This is a genomic window from Cupriavidus sp. CP313, from assembly GCF_054072015.1.
On the sequence record NZ_JBSVZB010000008.1, the window covers coordinates 79,235 to 101,237 of the forward strand.

General features: G+C 66.3%; 19 protein-coding genes. 13 read left to right on the forward strand and 6 right to left on the reverse strand.

What is annotated here, in order from left to right:
• The first annotated feature begins 289 nt into the window (after positions 1-289).
• Entirely contained in the window at positions 290-913 is a 624-nt protein-coding gene (locus tag ACW4E8_RS13830; protein ID WP_456805026.1) for a hypothetical protein, read from the forward strand.
• A complete protein-coding gene (locus tag ACW4E8_RS13835; protein ID WP_456805027.1) occupies positions 879-1,214 on the forward strand; it encodes a hypothetical protein in 336 nt (111 codons plus the stop codon). The genes ACW4E8_RS13830 and ACW4E8_RS13835 overlap by 35 nt, the downstream gene beginning before the upstream one ends.
• A 115-nt stretch (positions 1,215-1,329) precedes the next feature.
• On the opposite strand, the gene ACW4E8_RS13840 is transcribed toward ACW4E8_RS13835, so the two are convergent.
• The 3 genes from ACW4E8_RS13840 to ACW4E8_RS13850 form a co-directional block, all read right to left on the reverse strand.
• Complete coding sequence (locus ACW4E8_RS13840) at positions 1,330-1,890, reverse strand: NADPH-dependent FMN reductase (RefSeq protein WP_456805028.1); 561 nt, start codon at positions 1,888-1,890, stop codon at positions 1,330-1,332.
• Between the two features lie 129 nt (positions 1,891-2,019).
• Positions 2,020-3,108, reverse strand: coding sequence for an enoyl-CoA hydratase/isomerase family protein (locus ACW4E8_RS13845; protein WP_456805029.1), 1,089 nt, complete (start codon positions 3,106-3,108; stop codon positions 2,020-2,022).
• Between the two features lie 110 nt (positions 3,109-3,218).
• The gene (locus ACW4E8_RS13850; protein WP_456805030.1) at positions 3,219-4,784 is read right to left on the reverse strand and encodes a methyl-accepting chemotaxis protein; all 1,566 of its coding nucleotides are present in this window, start codon (positions 4,782-4,784) and stop codon (positions 3,219-3,221) included.
• 237 nt (positions 4,785-5,021) lie between these two features.
• On the opposite strand from ACW4E8_RS13850, the gene ACW4E8_RS13855 reads away from it, so the two are divergent.
• Positions 5,022-5,885: a sterol desaturase family protein gene (locus tag ACW4E8_RS13855; RefSeq protein ID WP_456805031.1), complete on the forward strand. Its 864-nt coding sequence runs from the start codon at positions 5,022-5,024 to the stop codon at positions 5,883-5,885.
• Between the two features lie 185 nt (positions 5,886-6,070).
• Positions 6,071-8,941, forward strand: a complete 2,871-nt coding sequence (locus tag ACW4E8_RS13860; RefSeq protein WP_456805032.1) for an autotransporter family protein — start codon at positions 6,071-6,073, stop codon at positions 8,939-8,941.
• Positions 8,942-9,016: 75 nt separating this feature from the next.
• Here the strand turns inward: ACW4E8_RS13860 and typA are convergent, their stop codons facing one another.
• The gene (gene typA, locus ACW4E8_RS13865) at positions 9,017-10,837 is read right to left on the reverse strand and encodes a translational GTPase TypA (protein ID WP_456805033.1); all 1,821 of its coding nucleotides are present in this window, start codon (positions 10,835-10,837) and stop codon (positions 9,017-9,019) included.
• Positions 10,838-11,025: 188 nt separating this feature from the next.
• Between typA and ACW4E8_RS13870 the strand changes: the two genes are divergently transcribed.
• The 9 genes from ACW4E8_RS13870 to ACW4E8_RS13910 all read left to right on the forward strand — a co-directional run bounded on the left by ACW4E8_RS13870 (position 11,026) and on the right by ACW4E8_RS13910 (position 20,544).
• On the forward strand, positions 11,026-11,514 hold the full coding sequence (locus tag ACW4E8_RS13870; protein ID WP_456805034.1) for a MarR family winged helix-turn-helix transcriptional regulator: 489 nt from the start codon (positions 11,026-11,028) through the stop codon (positions 11,512-11,514).
• A 107-nt stretch (positions 11,515-11,621) separates the two neighbouring features.
• Positions 11,622-13,166: an efflux transporter outer membrane subunit gene (locus ACW4E8_RS13875; RefSeq protein ID WP_456805035.1), complete on the forward strand. Its 1,545-nt coding sequence runs from the start codon at positions 11,622-11,624 to the stop codon at positions 13,164-13,166.
• Positions 13,167-13,210: 44 nt separating this feature from the next.
• Positions 13,211-14,467, forward strand: coding sequence for an HlyD family secretion protein (locus ACW4E8_RS13880; protein WP_456805036.1), 1,257 nt, complete (start codon positions 13,211-13,213; stop codon positions 14,465-14,467).
• Positions 14,468-14,469: 2 nt separating this feature from the next.
• Positions 14,470-16,083, forward strand: a complete 1,614-nt coding sequence (locus ACW4E8_RS13885; RefSeq protein ID WP_456805037.1) for a DHA2 family efflux MFS transporter permease subunit — start codon at positions 14,470-14,472, stop codon at positions 16,081-16,083.
• Positions 16,084-16,282: 199 nt separating this feature from the next.
• Positions 16,283-17,065, forward strand: coding sequence for an IclR family transcriptional regulator (locus ACW4E8_RS13890; protein WP_456805038.1), 783 nt, complete (start codon positions 16,283-16,285; stop codon positions 17,063-17,065).
• Between the two features lie 18 nt (positions 17,066-17,083).
• Entirely contained in the window at positions 17,084-17,788 is a 705-nt protein-coding gene (gene pepE / locus ACW4E8_RS13895; RefSeq protein WP_456805039.1) for a dipeptidase PepE, read from the forward strand.
• Between the two features lie 60 nt (positions 17,789-17,848).
• A complete protein-coding gene (locus ACW4E8_RS13900) occupies positions 17,849-18,772 on the forward strand; it encodes a DUF1177 domain-containing protein (protein ID WP_456805040.1) in 924 nt (307 codons plus the stop codon).
• On the forward strand, positions 18,769-19,467 hold the full coding sequence (locus ACW4E8_RS13905; RefSeq protein WP_456805041.1) for an AroM family protein: 699 nt from the start codon (positions 18,769-18,771) through the stop codon (positions 19,465-19,467). The genes ACW4E8_RS13900 and ACW4E8_RS13905 overlap by 4 nt, the downstream gene beginning before the upstream one ends.
• A gap of 84 nt (positions 19,468-19,551) precedes the next feature.
• Positions 19,552-20,544 (forward strand): Bug family tripartite tricarboxylate transporter substrate binding protein, encoded by a 993-nt coding sequence (locus tag ACW4E8_RS13910; protein ID WP_456805042.1) that lies wholly within the window; start codon positions 19,552-19,554, stop codon positions 20,542-20,544.
• Positions 20,545-20,581: 37 nt separating this feature from the next.
• On the opposite strand, the gene truB is transcribed toward ACW4E8_RS13910, so the two are convergent.
• Together truB and rbfA are read right to left on the reverse strand one after the other, a co-directional pair.
• Positions 20,582-21,529, reverse strand: coding sequence for a tRNA pseudouridine(55) synthase TruB (truB, locus tag ACW4E8_RS13915; RefSeq protein WP_456805043.1), 948 nt, complete (start codon positions 21,527-21,529; stop codon positions 20,582-20,584).
• 99 nt (positions 21,530-21,628) lie between these two features.
• Positions 21,629-21,997: a 30S ribosome-binding factor RbfA gene (gene rbfA / locus ACW4E8_RS13920; RefSeq protein ID WP_456805044.1), complete on the reverse strand. Its 369-nt coding sequence runs from the start codon at positions 21,995-21,997 to the stop codon at positions 21,629-21,631.
• Between the last annotated feature and the right edge of the window lie 6 nt (positions 21,998-22,003).

Here is a 22,003-nt window from a genome sequence, read left to right on the forward strand (position 1 = left end):
TCACAGCGATCCACCTGGACCGATATTCCTACCTAGAAAAACTCAAAAATTGCCTCGTCGGTCAGCTGCGAAACGGCGAGTTCGCTGATGAGCGGAAGCGCTTGAGTTTACCATCGAGGGGCTGATCGAGACCGATAGAGGCAACGCGTGCAGCACAGATAACATACATATTCGGACTCCGCTGATTGATTCCCGAAGGCTTCTGCGCGCAAATGGGAAGAAGGTGCGTGCCCGCCCCCAACAGGGGCCCAGCACCCCGCCCACAATATGCTATGAGTCGCTTAATCAGATGAACTTCCTTGAATCCGAAATCCGGGATAACAGCATCCTGCGCAAAGATCTTGAAGAGCTAGTAAGAGAACGCTTTGGTTACACGCTCAACCGTCCGGATTCGCCGCACGAGATTGTCAAGCTCTTGAGGCTTGATGAACTGGAGCGCGAAATTCATTGGCGCAAGGCCAAGCTCCTTTTCGACGGCAAGTCGCTGCAGTGGATAGAGAGCGGCGCAACGCGGATGCGTTGGCCGGCCGTCTCAGGGCGGACGGGCTACCAGACCAAGGAGCATCAGAGCACCAAGGACGCAGGCCCCATACCGGAAGGCCTGTATACCGCGCGGCAGGATGATTTTCAGCGCTGGGAAGATACGAGCATCTTCAACAGAGCTGCCTGCATTCTCAGGCTCATCAACATCAAGGCCGGGCGATGGCTAGGCTGTACGACAGCCTGGGGAACCCGGCGCATTGGGTTGCAGCCACGCCAGGGAACAAACGTGTTTGGCCGAAGCAATTTCACGATCCAAGGCGGAAGCTACCCTGGCTCAGCAGGTTGCATCGACCTCACCAGCTCAATGAATTCCCTTGCCAAAGAGTTTTTGTACTATGCCAAAGACATGGAACTGGAAGTTCGCTATTAAGGCTGTCGGATCCGGCATCCTCGGTCTCGTCGCCATGCTGATGCTGGTAGAGATATGGGGAGCCTGGACAGCCCCCGAGGAATATCCGTTCGGCGGCCAAGGACCATCTGCGGCGATGTGGGCATATCAATCACAGGCGAACTACCTGCTGTCGTGCTTCGGATTCCTGCTCGGTTGCTCCCTTGCAATTTGGGCATTGCTGGCGATGAACCGCAGCATTTGGCTGCGCTGGCTGGCCGGAATGCCGGTGCTTCTCCTCTGGGTATGGATGGCACTCGACGGTTCTCGACTCGACCTCTGACCGTTCGCTGACAGGAACCGGGGCGGATGCGCACGCCTTCGTAACCTGGCACGTCCACCCCCACCGGAGTTACAGGCTACCGCGTCGAGGTTCGCAGCGCCCCGCCGCTGCAGTTTCAGCGCGGCGCAGTCCGCTCGATCCAGCTTGCAAACGTCGTCAGGAATTTGCCGAGAAAGCCCTTGGTCGACTCATTGGCAATCCCGCCCTGCTCATCAAACACCTTGTCGACGCCGCTGATATACGCCTCAGGCTGCTGCAGCATCGGGACATTGAGGAACACCATCGACTGGCGCAGGTGCTGATTGGCACCGAAGCCACCGACAGCGCCGGGCGATGCGCTGATGATGGCGCCAGGCTTGCCGTCCCAGACGCTGCTGCCGTAGGGCCGCGAGCCCACGTCGATGGCGTTCTTCAGCGGCGCGGGCACGGAGCGGTTGTATTCCGGGGTCACGAACAACACGGCGTCGGCGCGGCGGACGCGGTCGCGGAAGGTGGTCCAGGCCTGGGTAGGTTTGTCGTCCAGGTCCTGGTTGTACAACTGCAGCTCGCCGATCTCGACAATCTCCAGCCTCAGCTGCGGCGGCGCCAGTTCGATCAGCGCCTTGGCCAGTTTGCGGTTGTACGACTCCTTGCGCAGGCTTCCCACCAGTACAACGACATCACGAGGATTGCTCATTGCGGCTCCTTTGACTGTGTGGACGGAATGACGCGGACGGCGCCCGCGGCCAGGCTTGCCATGGCCACGGGCGCGGATCCAGCCGTCACTCTACCCGAGTCGGCGCCGCCACGTCCTGCGCAGCGGATGTCAGGCAGTCTTGCCCAGCGCCGCCAGCGGATGCTCCTCGGCGCGCCACGGGCTATCGAAGAACGACAGCACCTTCTCGCGGCTGACATCATCAAGCCGCGCATGCTGCCAGCGCGGCTTGTGGTCCTTGTCGACAGCCAGTGCGCGGATGCCCTCGACACCGTCGCCCTTGCGGAACACGTAGTACATCATGTCCAGTTCCATGCGCAGTTCGTCGTCCAGCGACATGCTGCGCGCACGGCGGATCTGCTCCAGCGTGACGCACAGCATCAGCGGCGAGCGGCTGCGCAGCATGGCGGCGGTCTGCGCGGCCCAGTCGCCCGGGGCGTCGCTGACGGCGGCAAGGATATCCGGCATGGTGTTGCCCGCGAACAGGCTGTCGATCTGTGCCGACAGCCCGGCCAGCGTGCTTTGCGCCGGCACGCAGTCATTGCGGTGCGCAGCGGCAAAGCCTTCGATGTGGGCCAGCACGGCGTCGCCGCTGGCAAACTGCTGCGCACGCAGCGAATCGACCAGCTCGGCCAGCCGGTTGCCCGGCAGATAGGCGTCGGCCAGCCCGGCGTAGAGCGCGTCGGCGGCATGGATCAAGGTGCCGGTCAGCCCCAGGTACTCGCCGATGCGGCCCGGTGTGCGCGCCAGGAACCAGCCGCCGCCCACATCCGGGAACAGGCCGATATTGGTTTCCGGCATCGCCATCTTGGTGCGATCGGTGACCAGGCGCAGCCGCGCCCCTTGCGAGATACCCATGCCGCCGCCCATCACCACGCCGTCCATCAGCGCGATATAGGGCTTGGCATAGCGGTGGATCAGGAAGTTCAGCGCGTATTCCTCGACAAAGAACTGGTCGAGCAGCGGATCGCCTTCGTGCGCAGCCTTGTGGAAATAGCGGATATCGCCACCAGCGCAGAAGGCTTTGCCGCCGGCACCGGCGACCACCACTGCCACCACCTCGGGCGCGGCGGCCCAGGTCTGCAGCGCCTGGGTGATGGCGCGGATCATGTCGAGCGACAGGGCGTTGAGCGCCTGCGGGCGGTTCAGCGTCAGGTATCCGATGCCACCGCGGACCTCTGTCGTGACGAATTCAGTCATGTCGTACTCCTCCAATGCAACTCGCGATTTTACGCCAGTCGCATCGGCAAGCGCACCCCTGTGGGCAGCTTGCGGCGCATGCACAGACACTGCGCATGCGCCCTGCACCGTCAGGCCAGCCGGAACGTCGCCACCAGCGAGGTCAGGCGCTGCGCCTGGTCTTCGAGCGATGCCGCCGCGGCTGCCGCCTGCTCCACCAGCGCCGCATTCTGCTGCGTCATGCTGTCCATCTGCGACACCGCCACGTTGACCTGCTCGATGCCGTTGGACTGCTCGTCCGAGGCCGCGCTGATATCGCCGATGATGGCGCTGACGCGCTGCACCGCATCGACGATGTCCTGCATCGCCCGGCCCGCGTTATCGACCAGCCCCGAGCCTTCACGCACATTGGCCACCGAGGCGCCGATCAGCGCGCGGATCTCCTTCGATGCACCGGCGCAGCGCTGGGCCAGGTCGCGCACATCGCCGGCCACCACGGCAAACCCCCGGCCGTGCTCGCCGGCACGCGCGGCTTCCACGGCCGCGTTCAGCGCCAGGATATTGGTCTGGAACGCAACCTTCTCGATCACGTCGATGATGTCGACGATCTTGCCCGAGCTGGCATCGATCGATTGCATGGTGTTGACCACGCGCAGCACGGCCTCGCTGCCGCGCTCGGCCAGGGTCGCGGCATCCGTTGCCAGCCCGCGGGCCTCGCGCGCGCTGTCGGCATTCTGGCGCACGGTACTGGTCAGTTCCTCCATGCTGGAGGCAGTCTCTTCCAGCGAGGCCGCCTGCTGCTCGGTACGCTGCGACAGGTCGGCATTGCCGCTGGCGATCTGCTTGCTGGCCGCGGCGATCGAGTCCGCGCCGCCGCGCACGTCGCCCACCATGGCCACCAGGCTGGCCTGCATCCGGCCCAGCATGCCGAGCATGCGCGCGGTCTCGTTGCGCGCTGACTCGTCGGCCAGCACCTCGCCGCCCGAAGCCGCGACGCTCAGGTCGCCACCCGCGATCCTCTCGAAACGCCCGATCGCCGTATCCAGCAGCTGGACGATCGAACGGCGCAGGCGCCATGCCACCACGGTGCTGAAGGTCAGGCCCACTGCCAGCACGCATGCCGACAGCGTGAACAGGTTGCGGTAGCGTTGCTGCGACGCCTCGTAGACCTGCTTCGCGCTGGCGATCTGCAGCTTGTTCAGTTCGGTATTGACGGCGGTGAAGGCGATGTCGAGCTGCGGGATGGTCTCGAGCACGGCCTTCATCACGCCATCGCGGTCGCCGGCATGCAGCGCGGCGATCATTGGCGCGACGCCCTGCTTGAAGAGCGCATCGCGCTTGGCGGTGACATCCTCCACCGCCCTGTCTTCGTCAGCCGGGCGCGGCAAGGCGAGATAGGCCTGCCAGGCTTTCTCGGAATCGCGCGCAAAGCCTTCCGCGGTCGCGGCGCGCGCCTTGGCATCGACGGGGTCCGTGGCGAAGGTCGCCTGGTCCAGCAGCACGCGCACCAGCAACTGGTTCGAACGCGCTTCGGCCAGGTTGACCGCGGCCGACAGCTGCTGCTCATAGATCTGGTGCGTCGCCTCGTTGCTGCGCGACATGCCGAGCCAGCCCACTGCGCCGACAATCAACAACAACAAGTTCGCGACGATGGTGAGGAACCACAATCTGGCTCCGATGGTTGTGTTCTTGAACATGAAGGCTCCGGGGGAAGAGGAATCAGGGAAATCGGGAGCGCGCGCCGCGCCGCCGCCCTGTTCAACTACGGCGCGCTGGCTGCGTCCTTTACCGGTATTGACCACCTTCACACGCGTGACAGAATTGCGTGGCAGTACAGCAATCCACCATGTGGCGGATGCGCCGCGAAACCCCGCGCCGCGCCGTTTGGAGGAACCCCTCGTGGCAATTCCATGCGGAATATGCAAACTGGCGAGATGAATACTGAATCGCTCGATCCCGGACTGGTGCTGCTGGCCTTTGCGCCAGTGTTCCTGCTGACCATCGGCGCCGAGGCTTGGTACTGGGCCCGCCGCGACCCGACCGTCTACAGCCCGCGGGACACCGTATCCAACGCGGCACTGGCGCTGATGCACCAGGCGTCGGATGCGTTCTTCCTCTGGCTGATGATCCGCACGGTCTACACGTGGTGCTACCAGCACGGCCTGCGCGCCATGCCGGAGGCCCTGTGGTCATTCGCGCTGCTATTGCTGCTGCAGGACTTTCTCTATTACTGGTTCCACCGCGCCAGCCATCGCGTGCGCTGGCTGTGGGCTTCGCACGTGACGCACCATTCGTCGGAAGGCATGAATTTCTCGACAGCGTTCCGGCAGAGCCTGACGTATCCGCTCTCAGGCATGTGGCTGTTCTGGATTCCGCTGGCGTGGATCGGCTTCACGCCGGACTGGGTGATCCTGGCGGTAGGCGTGAACCTGGCCTTCCAGTTCTTCGTGCATACGCGGCTGGGGCAACGCTGGCCGCTGATCGAGTCGCTACTGAATACGCCATCGGTTCATCGCGTCCACCATGCGAAGAACCCGCAGTACATCGACCGCAACTACGCCGGTGTGCTGACGATCTGGGACCGCCTGTTCGGCACCTTCGTGCCGGAGCAGGAAGCACCGGTCTATGGCATCACGCGGCAGGTGCGCACGCACAACCCGCTGACGCTGACCTTCCACGAATGGCGCGACATGTTCGCCGATGCCTGGCGCGACCGCGACCTGCGCTACCTGTGGAAGCCGCCCGAGTGGCGCAGCCCGCGCGCACCGGCGCTCGAAGTCGTGCCTGGCGCGCAATAGCCATCGCCTTCACAAGTTTCCGCAGGAACCAGACTATTAATTTCTGCGCAGAAAATACGAAATTGACCGGCCGCTGGCACCGGCATTTACTTCCATCCGGTGCCCGTGCCGATGCAGCGCGTTGCTGCGCATCGTAGCGATCCTCGACAGGGGCAGGCAAAGCACCCGATGTGGAGATCGCGGCAATGGCGTGCGCATGGTCGAGATTCACCGCCGTAACGATGGGCCCGCTCGCGGTGGCCGCCGCCGCCCAGTTGCTGCCCTGCCCTGCCTACGCGCAGAAGGCCATCTCGGGCGATGGCATCGCACAGATCGACCTGCGGCAGCCTGCGTCGTTCAGCACCTATACCGTCACCGGAGACCCGGCCTCCACGGACGTGACATTTATCGGCAGCGCCTTCGTTGCGGATACCGATGCGGTCACCGACGGCGGTTCCGCCAGGTCCTATGTGTTCCGTAATCGCGGCACGATCCGCACCAGTGGCACCAAGTCGGCGGGGGTCTTGCTCGGCTCCGCCGACGCGGGCAGCACGGTGGTCAATACCGGCCTGGTCGAAAGCGACAGCACTGGCGATGGCATCCGTATCCGCGGCATGGCCGGCGTGGTGCGAAACCAGGGCGGCGCCATCCACGGCGGCACCACCGGCGTGCTGCTGGAGCGCGGCGGCACGGTGACGAACCTGGCCGGCTCGGTGATTGGCGCCAGCAGCGGACACGGCATCAGCGTCGTGAACGATGGCGGCAGCGTCGCCAATGCAGGTGCGATCTCTGGAAGACTGATCGGCGTTCTGTTGGACAGCGGCGGCAACGTGGCCAATGGCTCGACGGACGGCGGCACGACCATCGCCACCGGCGCGGAGATCACCGGCGGCACATACGGGCTGTGGATCGGCGGCAGCGGCGGCAACGTGGTCAACTTTGCCGGCAGCACGATAAGGGGTAACGGCAATGCAGGCGTCCTGATGGCCGGCGCGTCCGGCACGGTCGACAACCATGGCACCATCGACGGCCTGGAAAACGGCATCCGGCTGGAAAGCGGCGGCACGGTCATCAACCGCGGCATCGTGCGTGGCGGCACCACGGCCGGCATAGCGCTGGCCAACGGCGGCACGGTGGAACACCTGGGCGGCCAGATCGTGGCGCAGGCCGGCAGTGGCGTGCAGGCCACCGGTGGCGCCATCATCAACAGCCACGCCACGATCGAGGGCGCGCCCAATGCGGTGCAGTTTATGGCGGGCAACAACACGCTGGCATTGCACGCCGGCTCCGTCACCGTCGGCGCGCTGCGCATGGGTTCCGGCGCCGACCGCGTGACCGTGTTCGCCGATGCGGATATCAGCCGGGTGCCGTTGTATGAAGGCGGCACCGGCGGCAGCACGCTGGCCTTCGACGGCTATCGCGGCAGCGTGCCGGGCAGCATCGATCCCTGGACCGTGGTCGCTGTCACCGGCGGCGCGGATGTCACGTTCACCAGCGGCACGCTGTATGAGGCCGGCCTGTTCCGGATCGACAGCGGCGCCACGCTGCGCTTCAGCGGCGATGGCGGAACGCTGATCGGGGATGCAAGCACCCAGGGCACGCTCAGCTTTGCCAATGGCTCCGGCGCCGGTGTCTATCGGGTGACGGGCACGCTGGCAAATGGCGGGCTGGTCGACCTGGCCTCGGCGTCGGGCGGCGCCGGCCAGCTACTGTTCGCCAGCAATTACGCCGGCAGCGGCGGCACGCTGCGCCTGAAGACCGTCCTTGCCGGCGACGGCGCCGCATCGGACCGGCTCGTCATCGATGGCGGCACGGCGACCGGCACCACCGGCCTGCGCATCATCAATGCCGGCGGCGCGGGCGCGCTGACCACGGCCAACGGCATACTGGTTGTCGATACTGTCAACGCCGGCACCACCACGCCCGCCGCGTTCGCGCTGGACGGCCGCGCCGTGGCCGGCGCTTACGAGTACCGCCTGTTCCGCGGCGGCACGGACGGCAGCAATCCGCAGGCCTGGTACCTGCGTTCGGCAAAGCCGCCGCAGCCGGCGCCACCGGGTCCCGGCCCCACTCCCTCACCGCCCGAACCGCCTGCGCCACCGCGGCCCCAATACCGCCCTGAAGTTGCCGCCTACCTCGCCAACCAGCGGTTGGTCGGGCAGATGTTCGTGCATAGCCTGCATGACCGCCTCGGCGAGCCGCAATACGCCGAAGGCATGGATGCCCGCAGCGGCCCTGACAGCGCCCCCGGCAGCATCCGTTCGGGCTGGCTGCGCGCGCTCGGCAATTGGGAAGGCAGCCGCAGCCGCGATGGCAATTTCAAGCTCGGCACTGAAGCATTCCTGCTGCAGGGCGGCGTCGAGCTGGCGCGCTGGCGCGTGGCCACCGGCTCCGATCGCTTGCACGTGGGCGCAATGGGCAGCTACGGCAACGCCGGCAGTGATGCCCGCGCCGACGGCAATCCGGCGCGCGCCAAGGGCAGCGTGCAGGGTTGGAGCATCGGCGCCTACGGCACCTGGTACCAGAACGACGAGCACAAGCTCGGCGCTTATGTCGACACGTGGCTGCAGTACGGTTGGTTCGACAACAAGGTGGAAGGCGACCGCCTGCCGACGGTCGGCTATGGCGCCAACGGCTGGGCCATCTCCGGCGAGACCGGCTATGCGTTCCCGTTGCGCGGCGGATGGGTGGCCGAGCCGCAGGCCCAGCTCGTCTACGTGAAGTACGGCGCCGATGACGTCACCGAGCCCAACGGCACGCGCATCACCGGCGCCGACTCCAGCGGCGTGGTCACGCGCGTGGGTGCGCGCCTGCACCGCACTTTCCTGCGTGTCGACGGCCGCAAGATACAGCCATACGCGACGTTGAACTGGTGGCACGCCGGCATCGACAGCAATATCTCGTTCAACCGGTTGCCGCTCGGCAGCCTGTACCCGTCCAACCGCTATGAGCTCAAGCTCGGCGTCAACGCCGACATCGGCAAGCACTGGAGCGGCTGGGCCAATGTGGCCGGCGCGTGGGGGGCACAAAGTTTCTATCAGTACGCGCTGCGTGCCGGGGTGAAGTACGCATGGTAAGCAGGTGCCTCATTGCCCCGCCGCCAACAAAAAACCGCGCTCACGGGCGCGGTTTTTTGTTGGCGGCGTCAGCGCTTATGCGCCTTCGCGGGAAGCACGCTTGCGCTCGTGCTCCTTCAGGTGACGCTTGCGCAGGCGAATGCTCTTGGGCGTGAGTTCGACCAGCTCGTCGTCGGCGATGAATTCCACCGCATATTCGAGCGACATCTGGATCGGCGGCACCAGGCGCACGGCTTCATCGGTACCCGAAGCACGCACGTTGGTCAGCTGCTTGCCCTTGATCGGGTTGACCACGAGGTCGTTGTCGCGGCTGTGGATGCCAATGATCATGCCTTCATACAGCGCATCGCCCGGCTTGACGAACATGCGGCCGCGGTCCTGCAGCTTCCACAGCGCGTAGGCTACAGCGTCGCCGTCGTCCTGCGAGATCAGCACGCCGTTGTGGCGCTCGCCCAGGCCGCCTTCGCGCACCGGTGCGTAGTCGTCGAAGATATGGCTGATCAGGCCGGTGCCGCGCGTCAGCGTCAGGAACTCGCCCTGGAAGCCGATCAGGCCGCGGGCCGGGATGCGGTATTCCAGTCGGGTACGGCCCTTGCCGTCCGAGGCCATGTCGAGCAGTTCGCCCTTGCGGCGGCCCAGCTCTTCCATCACGCCGCCCTGGTGGCCGTCTTCGACGTCCACGGTCAGCAGTTCGTACGGCTCGTGCTTGACGCCGTCAATTTCCTTGAACACCACGCGCGGACGCGACACGGCCAGCTCGTAGCCTTCGCGGCGCATGTTTTCCAGCAGGATGGTCAGGTGCAGTTCGCCTCGGCCCGACACTTCGAAGATGGTGTCGTCGCCGGTATCGGCCACGCGCAGCGCCACGTTCGACTTCAGTTCGCGGTCCAGGCGCTCGCGCAGCTGGCGGCTGGTCACGAACTTGCCTTCACGGCCGGCCAGCGGCGAGGTGTTGACGCAGAAGTTCATGGTCAGCGTCGGCTCATCCACCTTCAGCATCGGCAGCGCGTCCTGGGCGTCCGGCGCGCACACGGTGCAGCCGATACCCAGTTCTTCGATGCCGTTGATCAGCACGATGTCGCCGGCTTCGGCCTCGGACACGATCTCGCGCTCCAGGCCCTGGAACTTCAGCACCTGGTTGATGCGGCCCTTGATCGGGTTGCCTTCCGGGCCGAACTTGACCACCACGTCCTGCAGCGGACGGGCGCGGCCACGCGAGATGCGGCCCACGCCGATCTTGCCGACGTAGCTGGAGTAGTCCAGCGAGATGATCTGCAGCTGCAGGGGGCCGTCCCGGTCGTCGTCACGCACCGGCACCTTGTCCAGCACGGTTTCGAACAGCGGCTTCATGTCGCCGTCGCGCACGTCTTCGGTCAGGCCGGCAAAGCCGTTCAGGCCCGAGGCGTAGATCACCGGGAAATCGAGCTGCTCGTCGGTGGCACCCAGCTTGTCGAACAGGTCGAAGGTCTGGTTGATCACCCACTCCGGACGCGCGCCCGGGCGGTCGATCTTGTTGACCACCACGATCGGCTTCAGACCCAGCGCCAGCGCCTTGCGCGTGACGAAGCGGGTCTGGGGCATCGGGCCTTCGACCGCGTCGACCAGCAGCAGCACGCCGTCGACCATCGACAGCACGCGCTCCACTTCACCGCCGAAGTCGGCGTGGCCCGGGGTGTCGACGATATTGATATGGGTGCCGTTGTATTCGACGGCACAGTTCTTCGCGAGAATCGTGATCCCGCGTTCCTTTTCCAGGTCGTTCGAGTCCATCACACGTTCGGCGATCTGCTGGTTGTCGCGGAAGGTGCCTGCCTGGCGCAGGAGCTGGTCGACCAGGGTGGTCTTGCCATGATCGACGTGGGCGATGATGGCGATATTTCGGATGGCGCGGGTCATTGCTGCGTCTCGCTTTGGAGAATCTGAGGTAACCCAATATTCTAGCATGTTGCAGCGCAAGACGCGTTGATCGGAACCGCCACTTACCTAGGGAATATCATTGCGAAAAGTGGAATAACCAATTTCCGTTCTTGCGCATCGTTAAACGTGAACATATATTTGCCTCAGCAAAGATTGCAAAGGCAAAGATGTCACGGCTCCCTTCCTCCGATCAGCCAGCCGAATCCACGGCCGGCCAGTTCGATCCCGCCCAGTACCAGATGTCCGACAGCGTCGGCTACCTGATGCAGCGCGCCAAGAACATGCTGGCGCACGGGGTCGAGCAGGAAGTCAGCGGCCTGGACATCACGCAGGCGCAAGCCAGTTGCCTGATGATGCTGGCCACCGGACGCGCCTCGACCGTCACCGACCTGGGCCGTGAACTGAATACCGACATGGGCTCGGTCACGCGCCTGCTCAGCCGCATGGAAAAGCGCGGGCTGATCGAACGCCGGCGCCGCGACACCGACCGCCGCGTGGTCGACCTGTCGGTCACGCCACAGGGCCAGGAACTGGTGGAACGGCTGCCCGCCATCTTCTGCAAGGTACTTGCACACCACTTCCGCGGTTTTTCCGAAGACGAAATCCAACTGCTGCGCAGCATGCTGCGTCGGATCATCGATAACAACAGCGGGTAGCGGGCTGTGCGCCGGCCTCCGGCACGCCAGATCGTCCGGTCAGTCGGGTCAACCGGACACCATATCAGCCCGTAGAAACCGTATGGCTCCGGTAACGGAGCAACACCATGAAACCAGCTCTCTCCTCCCAATCCCCCCAGCGCGCCACCCCACGCGAACTGGCGCGCCGTGCCAGCTCGCTTGCGCTGACTGCCATGGCCGCGGCGGTGCTGGCCGGTTGCGCGGCCCTTGGCAATTCGCACAGCACGCAGACCGTGGCCGACCCGGCCGCGATGGCCACCTCGCAGACCTTGCCCGACGAGCACGGCCAGTGGCCCTCGCAGAACTGGGTCGCGCAGTTCAAGGACCCCCAGCTGAGCGCCCTGGTCGATGAGGCGGTCAAGGACAACCCGAGCCTGCAGGCCGCGTTCGCCCGCGTGGAAGCTTCGCGCGCCATGGCCGATGCCACCCGCAGCGCGCTCTATCCGCACCTGGAGTTCGAAGGCAGCCTGATCCGCCAGCGCTTTTCCGAGAAAGACCTGTTTGAAGGCACCCCGCTGGCGGGATCGTGGCAGAACCAGTCGCGCCTGCAGGTGGGCCTGTCCTATGACTTCGATTTCTGGGGCAAGAACCGCGATGCGCTTGAAGCCGCGCTCTCCGACGACCGCGCCGCCGAGGCTGAAAGCCAGGCCTCGCGCCTGATCCTAGCCACCTCGATCGCCCGCAACTACGCCCGCCTGGCGGCGCTGTACGCCCAGCGCGACGTGGCCGAGCGCGCCATCGCCCAGCGCAGCGACCTGACCGAGCTGTCGCGCCAGCGCCTGGCTGCCGGCCTGGACACCCAGGTCGAGACCACGCAGGCGCGCGGCACGGTGGCTGCTTCGCGCACCGACCTGCAGCGCGTGGACGAGGAAGTCGCCCTGGCGCGCAACCAGCTTGCAGCGCTGCTGGGCAAGGGCCCGGACCGCGGGCTGCAGATCCAGCGCCCGGTGCTGCTGGCGCAGTCCACGCCGACGCTGCCCGACAACCTGACCATCGGCCTGCTGGGCCGCCGGCCGGACCTGGTGGCGGCACGCTGGCGCGTGGAGGCGGCGTCCAAGGACATCAATGTCGCCAAGAAGGAGTTCCTGCCTGACGTCAGCCTGACCGCCTTTGCCGGCCTGGCCGCGCTGGATCCGTCCAACCTGCTGATGGGCGTCAGCCGCACCTTCGGCATCGGCCCGACCATCCGCCTGCCGATCTTCGAAGGCGGCAAGCTGCGCGCCAACCTGAAGGGCAAGTACGCCGGCTATGACATCGCCGTGGCCAACTACAACCAGGCCCTGGTCGATGCGCTGCGCGAGACCGCCGACACCATGACCAGCATCCGCAGTGTCGACAAGCAGATCCAGACCCAGCGCGAAGCCCTGGACCTGGCCGAGCACGCCTATGCCCTGGCCACCACCCGCTACAAGGCCGGCCTGGGCACGCAGCTGACCGTGCTGAACGCCGAAAGCAATGTGCTGCAGCAGCGCCGCTTGGCGACCGACCTGCAGGCGCGCCGGCTGGACCTGCAGATGGGCCTGATGAAGGCGCTCGGCGGCGGCTACGAGGAGCCTGCGGAAGGCCACGAGAGCGCCGGCCACGACCAGGCGCAGCAACAGCACAACACCCAGGCGGGCGCCCGCGGCTGATCCGCGCACCCAGTGATCGAAGACAAGATTATTCAGAAGACATCATGAGCAACAACCAGCAAGCGGCCGGCACCACCCCCCCCCAGCACCCTGCCCAGCAAGCGCCAGCCACCAACAACAACAACGGCAAGCGCAAGCGCATGCTGCTGTCGCTGACCGCGGCAATCGTGGTCGCCGGCATCGGCTATGGCGTTTACTGGGGCATGTACGCCCGCCACTTTGAAAATACCGACGACGCCTATGTCGCCGGCAACGTGGTCCAGGTCACGCCGCTGGTGGGCGGCACCGTGGTGTCGATCTCCGCCGACGACACGCAACTGGTCACCGCCGGCCAGCCGCTGATCCAGCTTGACCGCGCCGATTCGCAAGTGGCGCTGGAACAGGCCGAAGCCCAGCTGGCACAGGCCGTGCGCGAAGTGCGCACGCTGTACGTCAACAATGGCTCGCTAGCCGCCAACGTGGCGCTGCGCGAAGCCGACGTGGCCAAGGCCCGCGACGACCTGCGCCGCCGCCAGGCCATCGCCGGCTCGGGCGCGGTCTCCAATGAAGAGATCTCGCACGCGCAGTCCGCACTCAAGGGTACGGAGTCGGCGCTGCTGGCCGCGCGCGAGCAGTTGGCGTCGAACAAGGTGCTGACCGACCAGACCACGGTGGAGAAGCACCCCAACGTGCAGCGCGCCGCCGCCAGCCTGCGCTCGGCCTACCTGTCGTTCGCTCGCTCGTCCATGCCTGCGCCGGTGACCGGCTACGTTGCCAAGCGCTCGGTGCAGGTCGGCCAGCGCGTGGCCGCCGGCGCCCCGCTGATGGCCGTGGTGCCGCTGGACCAGGTCTGGGTCGACGCCAACTTCAAGGAAGTGCAGATCACGCATATGCGCATCGGCCAGCCCGTGACGCTGGAAGCCGACGTGTACGGCTCCAAGGTGGAATACCAGGGCAAGATCGCCGGCTTCTCGGCCGGCACCGGCTCGGCCTTCTCGCTGCTGCCGGCGCAGAACGCCACCGGCAACTGGATCAAGGTGGTGCAGCGCCTGCCGGTGCGCATCGCGCTTGACCCGCAGCAGCTCAAGGACCACCCGCTGCGCGTGGGCCTGTCGATGACCGTCAAGGTCGACGTGCGCCGCGAGGAAGGCGCCGCCATGGCCGCCGCCGCGCCGGCCAAGCCGATGCAGACCGATGTCTATGACAAGGTTGCGCAGGACGCCGACCAGCTGATCGCGCGCATCATCGCCGCCAACAACGGCGGCCGCAGCACCGGCCTGCCCTCGGCCAGCGCAGCCAACGCCAAGCCCGCCAACACCTGATCATGGCCAACTCCCTCACCGCAGCGCAGTCCGGCGGCAGCCAGGCGCCGGCGCGGCCCGTCCCGCCGCTGGCGCCGCCGCAGCCGCAGCCGCTGACCGGCGGCAAGCTGGTGGTCGGCACCATCGCGCTGTCACTGGCCACGTTCATGAACGTGCTGGACTCGTCGATCGCCAACGTGTCGATCCCGGCGATTTCAGGCGACCTGGGCGTGGCGCCCAACCAGGGCACTTGGGTCATCACCTCGTTTGCGGTGGCCAATGCGATCTCGGTGCCGCTGACCGGCTGGCTGACCACGCGCTTCGGCGCGGTGCGGCTGTTCATCACCTCGATCCTGCTGTTCGTGCTGGCATCGTGGCTGTGCGGCGTCGCGCCCAACCTCGAGACGCTGCTGGCCGCGCGGGTCCTGCAGGGCGCGGTGGCCGGGCCGATGATCCCGCTGTCGCAGTCGCTGCTGCTGTCGAGCTATCCGCGGCAGAAGAGCACCATGGCGCTGGCACTGTGGGGCATGACCACGCTGGTGGCGCCGATCATGGGCCCGCTGCTGGGCGGCTGGATCTCCGACAACATGACCTGGCCGTGGATCTTCTACATCAACGTGCCGGTGGGCATCATCACTGCCTATGTCACCTGGGCCATCTACAAGGACCGCGAAACCCCGACCAAGGTGCTGCCGATCGACCGCATCGGCCTGGCGCTGCTGGTGATCTGGGTGGGCTCGATGCAGCTGATGCTCGACAAGGGCAAGGAGCTGGACTGGTTCCACTCGACCGAGATCGTGGTGCTGACCCTGGTGGCGATTGTCGGCTTCCTGTTCTTCCTGATTTGGGAAAGCCATGAGAAGCACCCGGTCGTCGATATCAGCCTGTTCAAGGGCCGCAACTTCAGCGCCGGCGTGGTGGCCATCTCCGTGGCATACGGGCTGTTCTTCGGCAACCTGGTGATCCTGCCGCTGTGGCTTCAGACGATTGTCGGCTATACGGCCACGGACGCGGGCATCGTCATGGCGCCGGTGGGGATCTTTGCGATCCTGCTGTCGCCGCTGATTGGCAAGAACCTGCCGAAAATGGATGCCCGGTGGGTGGCCACGGTCGCGTTCATCACCTTCGGCATCGTCAGCCTGATGCGCGCCGGCTTCACGACGCAGGTGGACACCCGCACGCTGATGATCCCGACCCTGATTCAGGGCGCGGCCATGGCGATGTTCTTCATCCCGTTGACCTCGATCATCCTGTCGGGCCAGCCACCGGAAAGAATTCCGGCGGCGTCAGGGCTGTCTAACTTCGTCCGGATCACGTTCGGCGCCATCGGGGCGTCGATCTCGACCACGCTCTGGGAAAACCGGACGGCGCTGCACCACGCGCAGCTGGTGGAACAGGTCAACCCGTACAACCCGGCCTACCACGACCAGCTCAACCACCTGATGCAGATGGGCATGAGCCAGGCCCAGGCGGTAGGCGTGATCGAGCGCAATATCTCGCAGCAGGCGGCCATGCTCGGCGCCAACGATATCTTCTGGATCTCGGGGATGCTGTTCTTCGTGCTGATCGGCTTTGTCTGGCTGACGCGGCCGGTCAAGGGCGGCGGCGGGTCGGCGGATGCGATGGCGGCGCACTGACCCAACCTCTCCGGTTTTCAAGACTTGGCCCCTGATCGGGGCCATTTTTTTTTTGCTTCGCGCCGGGTTGCTGCGCCGGGAATGCCCCCCTTGTGTTCCTGTCTTCGTGCCTCTATTATTTCTAAACCGAATTACGGAACCTTGGTTCCGAAAAACGGAACCAGACAAGTAAGAGAGATGCGGAGCGTGGAGTGGCGGAGTGAGCATTCTTGAAGGCGTGGAAAGCGTGCTGGACCTGTTCGGGCATCACCGGCACGAGATCACTTTTAACGATGTCCTGGACGAGCTGGGCCTTGCCAAGAGTTCGGCCTCGCGCCTGCTCGCCCAGATGGTGCGCTATCGCCTGCTGGAACTGCAGCCGACCACGCGGCGCTACCGCCCCGGCGCGCTGCTGATCCGCGCAGCGCAGGCGGCTACGCAGGCCCATCCCTTCGACGAGCAATGCCGCGAGATCCTGGCCACGCTGTCCGATGCCACCGGCTTCACCGCCTATCTGTCCATGCTCGACCACACCGACACTGTCGTGCTGCAACGCCTGAACGGCAGCAACCCGGTGCAGGTGCTGTCGCCGCCCGGCGCACGCCGGCCTGCATTCACGACGGCGATGGGCCGGGTGCTGCTGTCGCGCCTGCCCGAGCCTGAATTCAGCGTGCGCTACGGCGCCGCCGGCGCCCGCAAGCTGCCGAATGCACCCGCTGGCTGTCCTGCCACGATTGCCGAGTTGCGCGAGCGCGTGACGACGGCCCGCGCCGAGCGCAGCGCCATCGCCGTCAATGAAGGCATGCCCGGCATCGGCGCCGTGGCCACCACGCTGGCAGACCCGCTCTCAGGCGACGTGCGCGGGCTGTGCCTGTCATTCACCGCGATGCAGGTCAGCCAGGCCCAGGCCCAGGCGCTGCGCGCGACGCTGGTGCAGGCCGTGGCACCCTTGGGACAGCGCATCGGCGACCCACTGTGGCTCGACGCCGCCCCCCTTATCTAGACTTCGCCGCAACGACCCATGGAACTCCTGTTACTCAGCAACTCCAGCAGCGACGCCGGCTACCTGGTCCACGCCCAGGCAGCAATTCGCGACCTGGCCGCCGGCCGCAAGACTGCCTGCTTTATCCCGTTCGCCGGCGTCACGCGCGACTGGGACACCTACGAAATGCTGGTGCGCGACGCTTTTGCGCCGGTCGGCATCGCGGTGCAATCGCTGCACCGGGTGGCCGAGCCGGCTGCAGCCGCGCGCGCGATCGAGGCGGCCGAACTGATCGTCGTTGGCGGCGGCAACACGTTCCGGCTGTTGCAATGCCTGCGCGAGCGCGGCTTGCTGGCGGCGATCTCAGCGCGGGTGCGATCCGGTGCGGCGCGCTATATCGGCTGGAGCGCCGGCGCCAACCTGGCCTGCCCGACCATCCGCACCACCAATGACATGCCGGTGGCTGATCCAGGCGGCCTCGACGCACTGGCGCTAGTCCCCTTCCAGATCAACCCGCACTACTTCAACCTGGTCGTGCCCGGCTTCCGCGGCGAAACGCGCGACCAGCGCCTGGCCGAATTCACCGTGCTGCAGCCCGACATGCCGGTGCTGGGCCTGCCCGAAGGCAACTGGGTGCGGGTCTCGGACGATCGCCTCGAAATGGGCGGCGCCCATGCCGCACGATGGTTCAGGGGCGCGGACATTGCCGACGTGCAGCCCGGCGCGCTGTCGCTGCCGCGCTGAATTTGCTGGCCTGAGCCCCAGCGTACGGAACCCCACCCCAGCCCCAGGAAGTCAAGCAAGATGTCTATCAAGCAGGTTATTGAATCGATCGAGCTGCTGTCGGCAGCGAATGTCGACGGCGAAGCTGTCGCCTCACTGCTGCGCTCGCGCGGCCTGGACGATGTCGCCGTGACGCGCGTGGAAGAGAACGGCCTCTACACCGATTTCCTCGCCTGCACGGTACCCGGACAGAACCCGGATGCGCCCGCACTTGGCGTGGTGGGCCGGCTGGGCGGCGTCGGCGCGCGCCCGGCCGTGACGGGCCTGGTGTCCGATGCCGACGGCGCCATCGTGGCCGTCGCCAGCGCCCTGAAGCTGGCCGACATGGCCGCCACCGGCGACGTGCTGGCCGGGCCGGTGCGCATCCACACCCATATCTGCCCGCATGCCGCCACCCGGCCGCACCAGCCGGTGCCGATGATGAAATCGCCCTTTGCGATGCGCAAGATGATGTCGCATGAGGTGCACCCGCGGATGGCGGCGATCCTGTCGGTCGACACCACGCGCGGCAACCGCTTCGTCAACCGCCGCGGCGTGGCGCTGACGCCGGTGGCCAAGGAAGGCTGGCTGCTGCGCCTGCCGGAGCGGCTGCTGGACCTGATGGGATGGGTCAGCGGCGAACTGCCGATGGTGTTGCCGTTGACCACCCAGGACATCACGCCGTATGAGAACGGCCTGTGGCATGTCAACTCGATCATGCAGCCGGCCATCGTGACCCCTGCCCCGGTGGTGGGCGTGGCGCTGACCGCGCAGACCACTGTGCCAGGCTGCGCAACCGGCGTCACCAACGCCTTCGACATCGACGTGGCGACGCGCTTCTGCATCGAGGTGGCGAAGCAGTTCGGCCAGGGCCAGTGCGACTTCTACGATGCGGCCGAGTGGGCCGAGCTGCAGCGCCGCTATGGCTCGCTGGCCCATCTGCAGACCGCGGGAACCGCGGCATGAACACGGCTGCCGCACGCCAGCCACGCGTGGCTTTCGTCACCATCGGGCAGGCGCCCAGGACAGATGTGGTCCCGCAGATGATTGCCGACCTGGGCCTGCCGGCCACTGTGGAAGAGTTCGGCATCCTGGACGCGCTGGGCCCGCAAGACATTGCCGCGCTGGCCCCCGCGCCCGGCGAGTACCGCTTTGCCAGCCGGCTGCGTGACGGCACGCAGGCGGTGATGGGCAAGCCGGTGGCCGAGGCGATGCTGGCCCGGCTGATGACCTCGCTGGACGACGGCCGCTTCGACGCCCTGGTGCCACTGTGCACCGGCACCGCCCTGCCGCCGATGCAGACCCTGGTCATCGAACCGCAGCAGGTGGTGGACCACCTGACCGTGGCGCTGGCGCAGGGCTGCAAGCGGCTCGGCATCGTGTTGCCGCTGGAAGCCCAGGTGAGCGGCTTCCATCTGATCCAGCCGGTGCCCTGCGAACTGCGCGTCACGCATGCCTCGCCTTATACCGACTTGAGCACCGATCGCTTCGCGCAGGCGGGCGAGACGCTGCGCGGCTGCGACCTGGTGGTGATGCACTGCATGGGCTACATGGAAGCCATGCGGGCCGAGGTGGCGCGCCATGCCGGCGCGCCGGTGCTGCTCTCCAACCGCATGGTGGCAAGGCTGCTGGGACAGGTGCTGGCGGGTGCAGCGGCCTGAATCAAGGCACGAAGCGAATGCATTTTCGGGTAAGGGCAAGCCCGCTGACAGATTGCCCATGACACTGCTGGAGTGGAAGTAACAATGGAAAAGGTGGCGAAGTGGATGGGGCCGCTGGCACGCGGCATGATGTGGATGAGCGTGGGCGCGGCGGTGATCCCGGGCGCGCAGGCGCAGGAGTGGAAGCCGGCCAAGCCAGTGCGCCTGCTGGTGGGCTTTGCGCCTGGCGGTTCGGCCGACCTGCTGGCGCGCCTGGTGCAGGCACCGCTGTCGGAAAGCCTGGGGGTGCCGGTGGTGGTGGAGAACGTGCCGGGTGCGGGTGGCAATATCGCCGCCGACAAGCTGGCCAAGGCCCCGGCCGACGGCTACACCATCGGCATGGGCGCCGCCGGCGCGATGGCGGTGACCCACCTGCTCAACCCCAAGGGCACGCCATACAAGGCGGATGATTTCACGCCCATCGCCATGCTGGCCACGCAGCCGAATGTCGTGATCATCAATCCGGCCCTGCCGGTCAAGACCATGGCCGACTTCGTCGCCTACGTCAAAAAGACGCCGCAGGTCACCTACGGCACCGCCGGCGTCGGCACGTCGAATCACCTGATTGCCGAAACCATGCTGCACGGCCTTGGCATCGACATGGTTCATGCGCCGTACAAGGGTGCCACCCCGGTGATCACCGACCTGATGGGCGGCCATATCGCCATGACGGTCGACAACATCACCACCGCGGCGACGCTGGCCAAGACCGGCAAGGTCAAGGCGCTGGCGGTCACCAGCAGCAAGCGCTCGCCCTTGTTGCCGGAGGTGCCGACGCTTGCCGAGAGCGGCCTGAAGGACTTCAACATGCCGACCTGGCAAGGCATCTTCGGGCCGAAGGACCTGCCGAAGGCGATCGTGGTCCGCTACAACCAGGCGCTGGTCAAGGCCTTGGCGAACCCGGAAGTCAGGAAGAAAATGGCTGAATTCGGCTCCGAGCCCGTGGGCGATACACCGGAGCATTTCGCCGGGTTCCTCGCCCAGGACCGCAAGATGTGGGCCGATGTCATCAAGACCGCCAGGATCACGCTAGAGTAATCGCTGACGGGGCGGCCGCTTACGCCCCTCACGCAAATTACAGCTTGACCAGCCGCTCCGGCCGCAACGCGCCTTCGCGCATGCGCGCCACGCCCAGCAGCCGGGCCGGCTCGCCGGCATAGACGCGCGCCAGCGCATCTTCCGCCAGCCCGGTGCCGGCCGGCAGGTCGCGCTGGGCGATGCGCTGGCCCTGCAGGAAGCGCCCCGCTGCGGCCTCATCCAGATGCACCGGCGCACACTTCTGCAGCAAGGCGTCCACAGGTGCCAGCATGGCCGGGCGCTGCGCGTCGTCCTGCTGTTCGATCTGCGCCAGCGTCACCGCGCCGTCCAGCGTCAGGTCGCCCACGGCGATCCGGCGCAATCCGGTCAGGTGCGCGCCGCAGCCCAGGGCTTCGCCGATGTCCTCGGCCAGCGTGCGGATATAGGTGCCCTTGCTGCACGTCACCCGCATCGTGAACAACGGGGCATCGGGCAAGGCGCAGTCCAGCAGCGCAATCGAACGGATGGTGACGCGGCGCGCCGCGCGCTCCACCGTCTGGCCGGCGCGCGCGTATTCATACAGCGGGCGGCCGTCCTTCTTCAGCGCCGAATGCATCGGCGGCACCTGTTCGATCTCGCCGAGGAAGCGTGCCAGCGCCTGCTCCACCGCGGCGCGGTCGCAGGTGACCTCGCGCACGTCGAGCAACTCGCCTTCGGCGTCGCCCGTGCTCGAGCGCGCCCCTAGGCGCACCTCGGCGTCATAGGTCTTGTCCGCTTCCAGCAGGTCTTGCGAAAACTTGGTGGCTTCGCCGAAGCACAGCGGCAGCAGCCCCGTGGCAAGCGGATCCAGCGTGCCGGTATGGCCGGCCTTGGCCGCGCGCAAGAGGCGCTTGGCGCGCACCAGCGCGTCGTTGGACGACAGGCCCAGCGGCTTGTCGAGCAGCAGCACACCATGGACCTCGCGGCGCGGCAGGCGCGGCGGACGGTTGGCGTTGGAATCGGTCATCGGGAGAAAGCGGGAGGCGGGACGGCGATGCGGCGCGGATGGCGGCAACGTAAACGTAGTGGCCGCGAAACCCATGCCAGGGCGGCATGGGCGCCGGCTTCAGTCGTCTTTCGAACGCGTGGCGTTCGCTTCGTTGATCAGCTTGGACATCTCGATCGCATGTTCGACCGAGGTATCGTGGAAGAAGCGCAGCGTCGGCACGGTATGGATGTGCAGGCGCTTGTACAGCAGCGAGTGCAGGTAGCCGGCCTTTTCGTTCAGGATGGCTTCCGCCTCGGCGGCTTCAGCGCCCAGCACGGTGAAGTACACCTTGGCGTGCGCATAGTCAGGCGTCAGCGCGACCGACTGCAGCGTGACCAGGCCGAGGCGCGGGTCGCGCAGTTCGCGCTGGATCATCTCGGCCAGGTCCTTCTGGATCTGGTCGGAGATGCGGAGATTGCGGGAGGAGATGTTGCCTTTCTTGGCCATTCAATA

Bases quoted from the DNA above. Each gene is read 5' to 3' on its own strand.
- ACW4E8_RS13830 (WP_456805026.1), top strand. From the start codon at position 290: ATGAACTTCCTTGAATCCGAAATCCGGGATAACAGCATCCTGCGCAAA.
- ACW4E8_RS13835 (WP_456805027.1), top strand. From the start codon at position 879: ATGCCAAAGACATGGAACTGGAAGTTCGCTATTAAGGCTGTCGGATCC.
- ACW4E8_RS13840 (WP_456805028.1), bottom strand. From the start codon at position 1,890: ATGAGCAATCCTCGTGATGTCGTTGTACTGGTGGGAAGCCTGCGCAAG.
- ACW4E8_RS13845 (WP_456805029.1), bottom strand. From the start codon at position 3,108: ATGACTGAATTCGTCACGACAGAGGTCCGCGGTGGCATCGGATACCTG.
- ACW4E8_RS13850 (WP_456805030.1), bottom strand. From the start codon at position 4,784: ATGTTCAAGAACACAACCATCGGAGCCAGATTGTGGTTCCTCACCATC.
- ACW4E8_RS13855 (WP_456805031.1), top strand. From the start codon at position 5,022: ATGAATACTGAATCGCTCGATCCCGGACTGGTGCTGCTGGCCTTTGCG.
- ACW4E8_RS13860 (WP_456805032.1), top strand. From the start codon at position 6,071: ATGGCGTGCGCATGGTCGAGATTCACCGCCGTAACGATGGGCCCGCTC.
- typA (WP_456805033.1), bottom strand. From the start codon at position 10,837: ATGACCCGCGCCATCCGAAATATCGCCATCATCGCCCACGTCGATCAT.
- ACW4E8_RS13870 (WP_456805034.1), top strand. From the start codon at position 11,026: ATGTCACGGCTCCCTTCCTCCGATCAGCCAGCCGAATCCACGGCCGGC.
- ACW4E8_RS13875 (WP_456805035.1), top strand. From the start codon at position 11,622: ATGAAACCAGCTCTCTCCTCCCAATCCCCCCAGCGCGCCACCCCACGC.
- ACW4E8_RS13880 (WP_456805036.1), top strand. From the start codon at position 13,211: ATGAGCAACAACCAGCAAGCGGCCGGCACCACCCCCCCCCAGCACCCT.
- ACW4E8_RS13885 (WP_456805037.1), top strand. From the start codon at position 14,470: ATGGCCAACTCCCTCACCGCAGCGCAGTCCGGCGGCAGCCAGGCGCCG.
- pepE (WP_456805039.1), top strand. From the start codon at position 17,084: ATGGAACTCCTGTTACTCAGCAACTCCAGCAGCGACGCCGGCTACCTG.
- ACW4E8_RS13900 (WP_456805040.1), top strand. From the start codon at position 17,849: ATGTCTATCAAGCAGGTTATTGAATCGATCGAGCTGCTGTCGGCAGCG.
- ACW4E8_RS13905 (WP_456805041.1), top strand. From the start codon at position 18,769: ATGAACACGGCTGCCGCACGCCAGCCACGCGTGGCTTTCGTCACCATC.
- ACW4E8_RS13910 (WP_456805042.1), top strand. From the start codon at position 19,552: ATGGAAAAGGTGGCGAAGTGGATGGGGCCGCTGGCACGCGGCATGATG.
- truB (WP_456805043.1), bottom strand. From the start codon at position 21,529: ATGACCGATTCCAACGCCAACCGTCCGCCGCGCCTGCCGCGCCGCGAG.
- rbfA (WP_456805044.1), bottom strand. From the start codon at position 21,997: ATGGCCAAGAAAGGCAACATCTCCTCCCGCAATCTCCGCATCTCCGAC.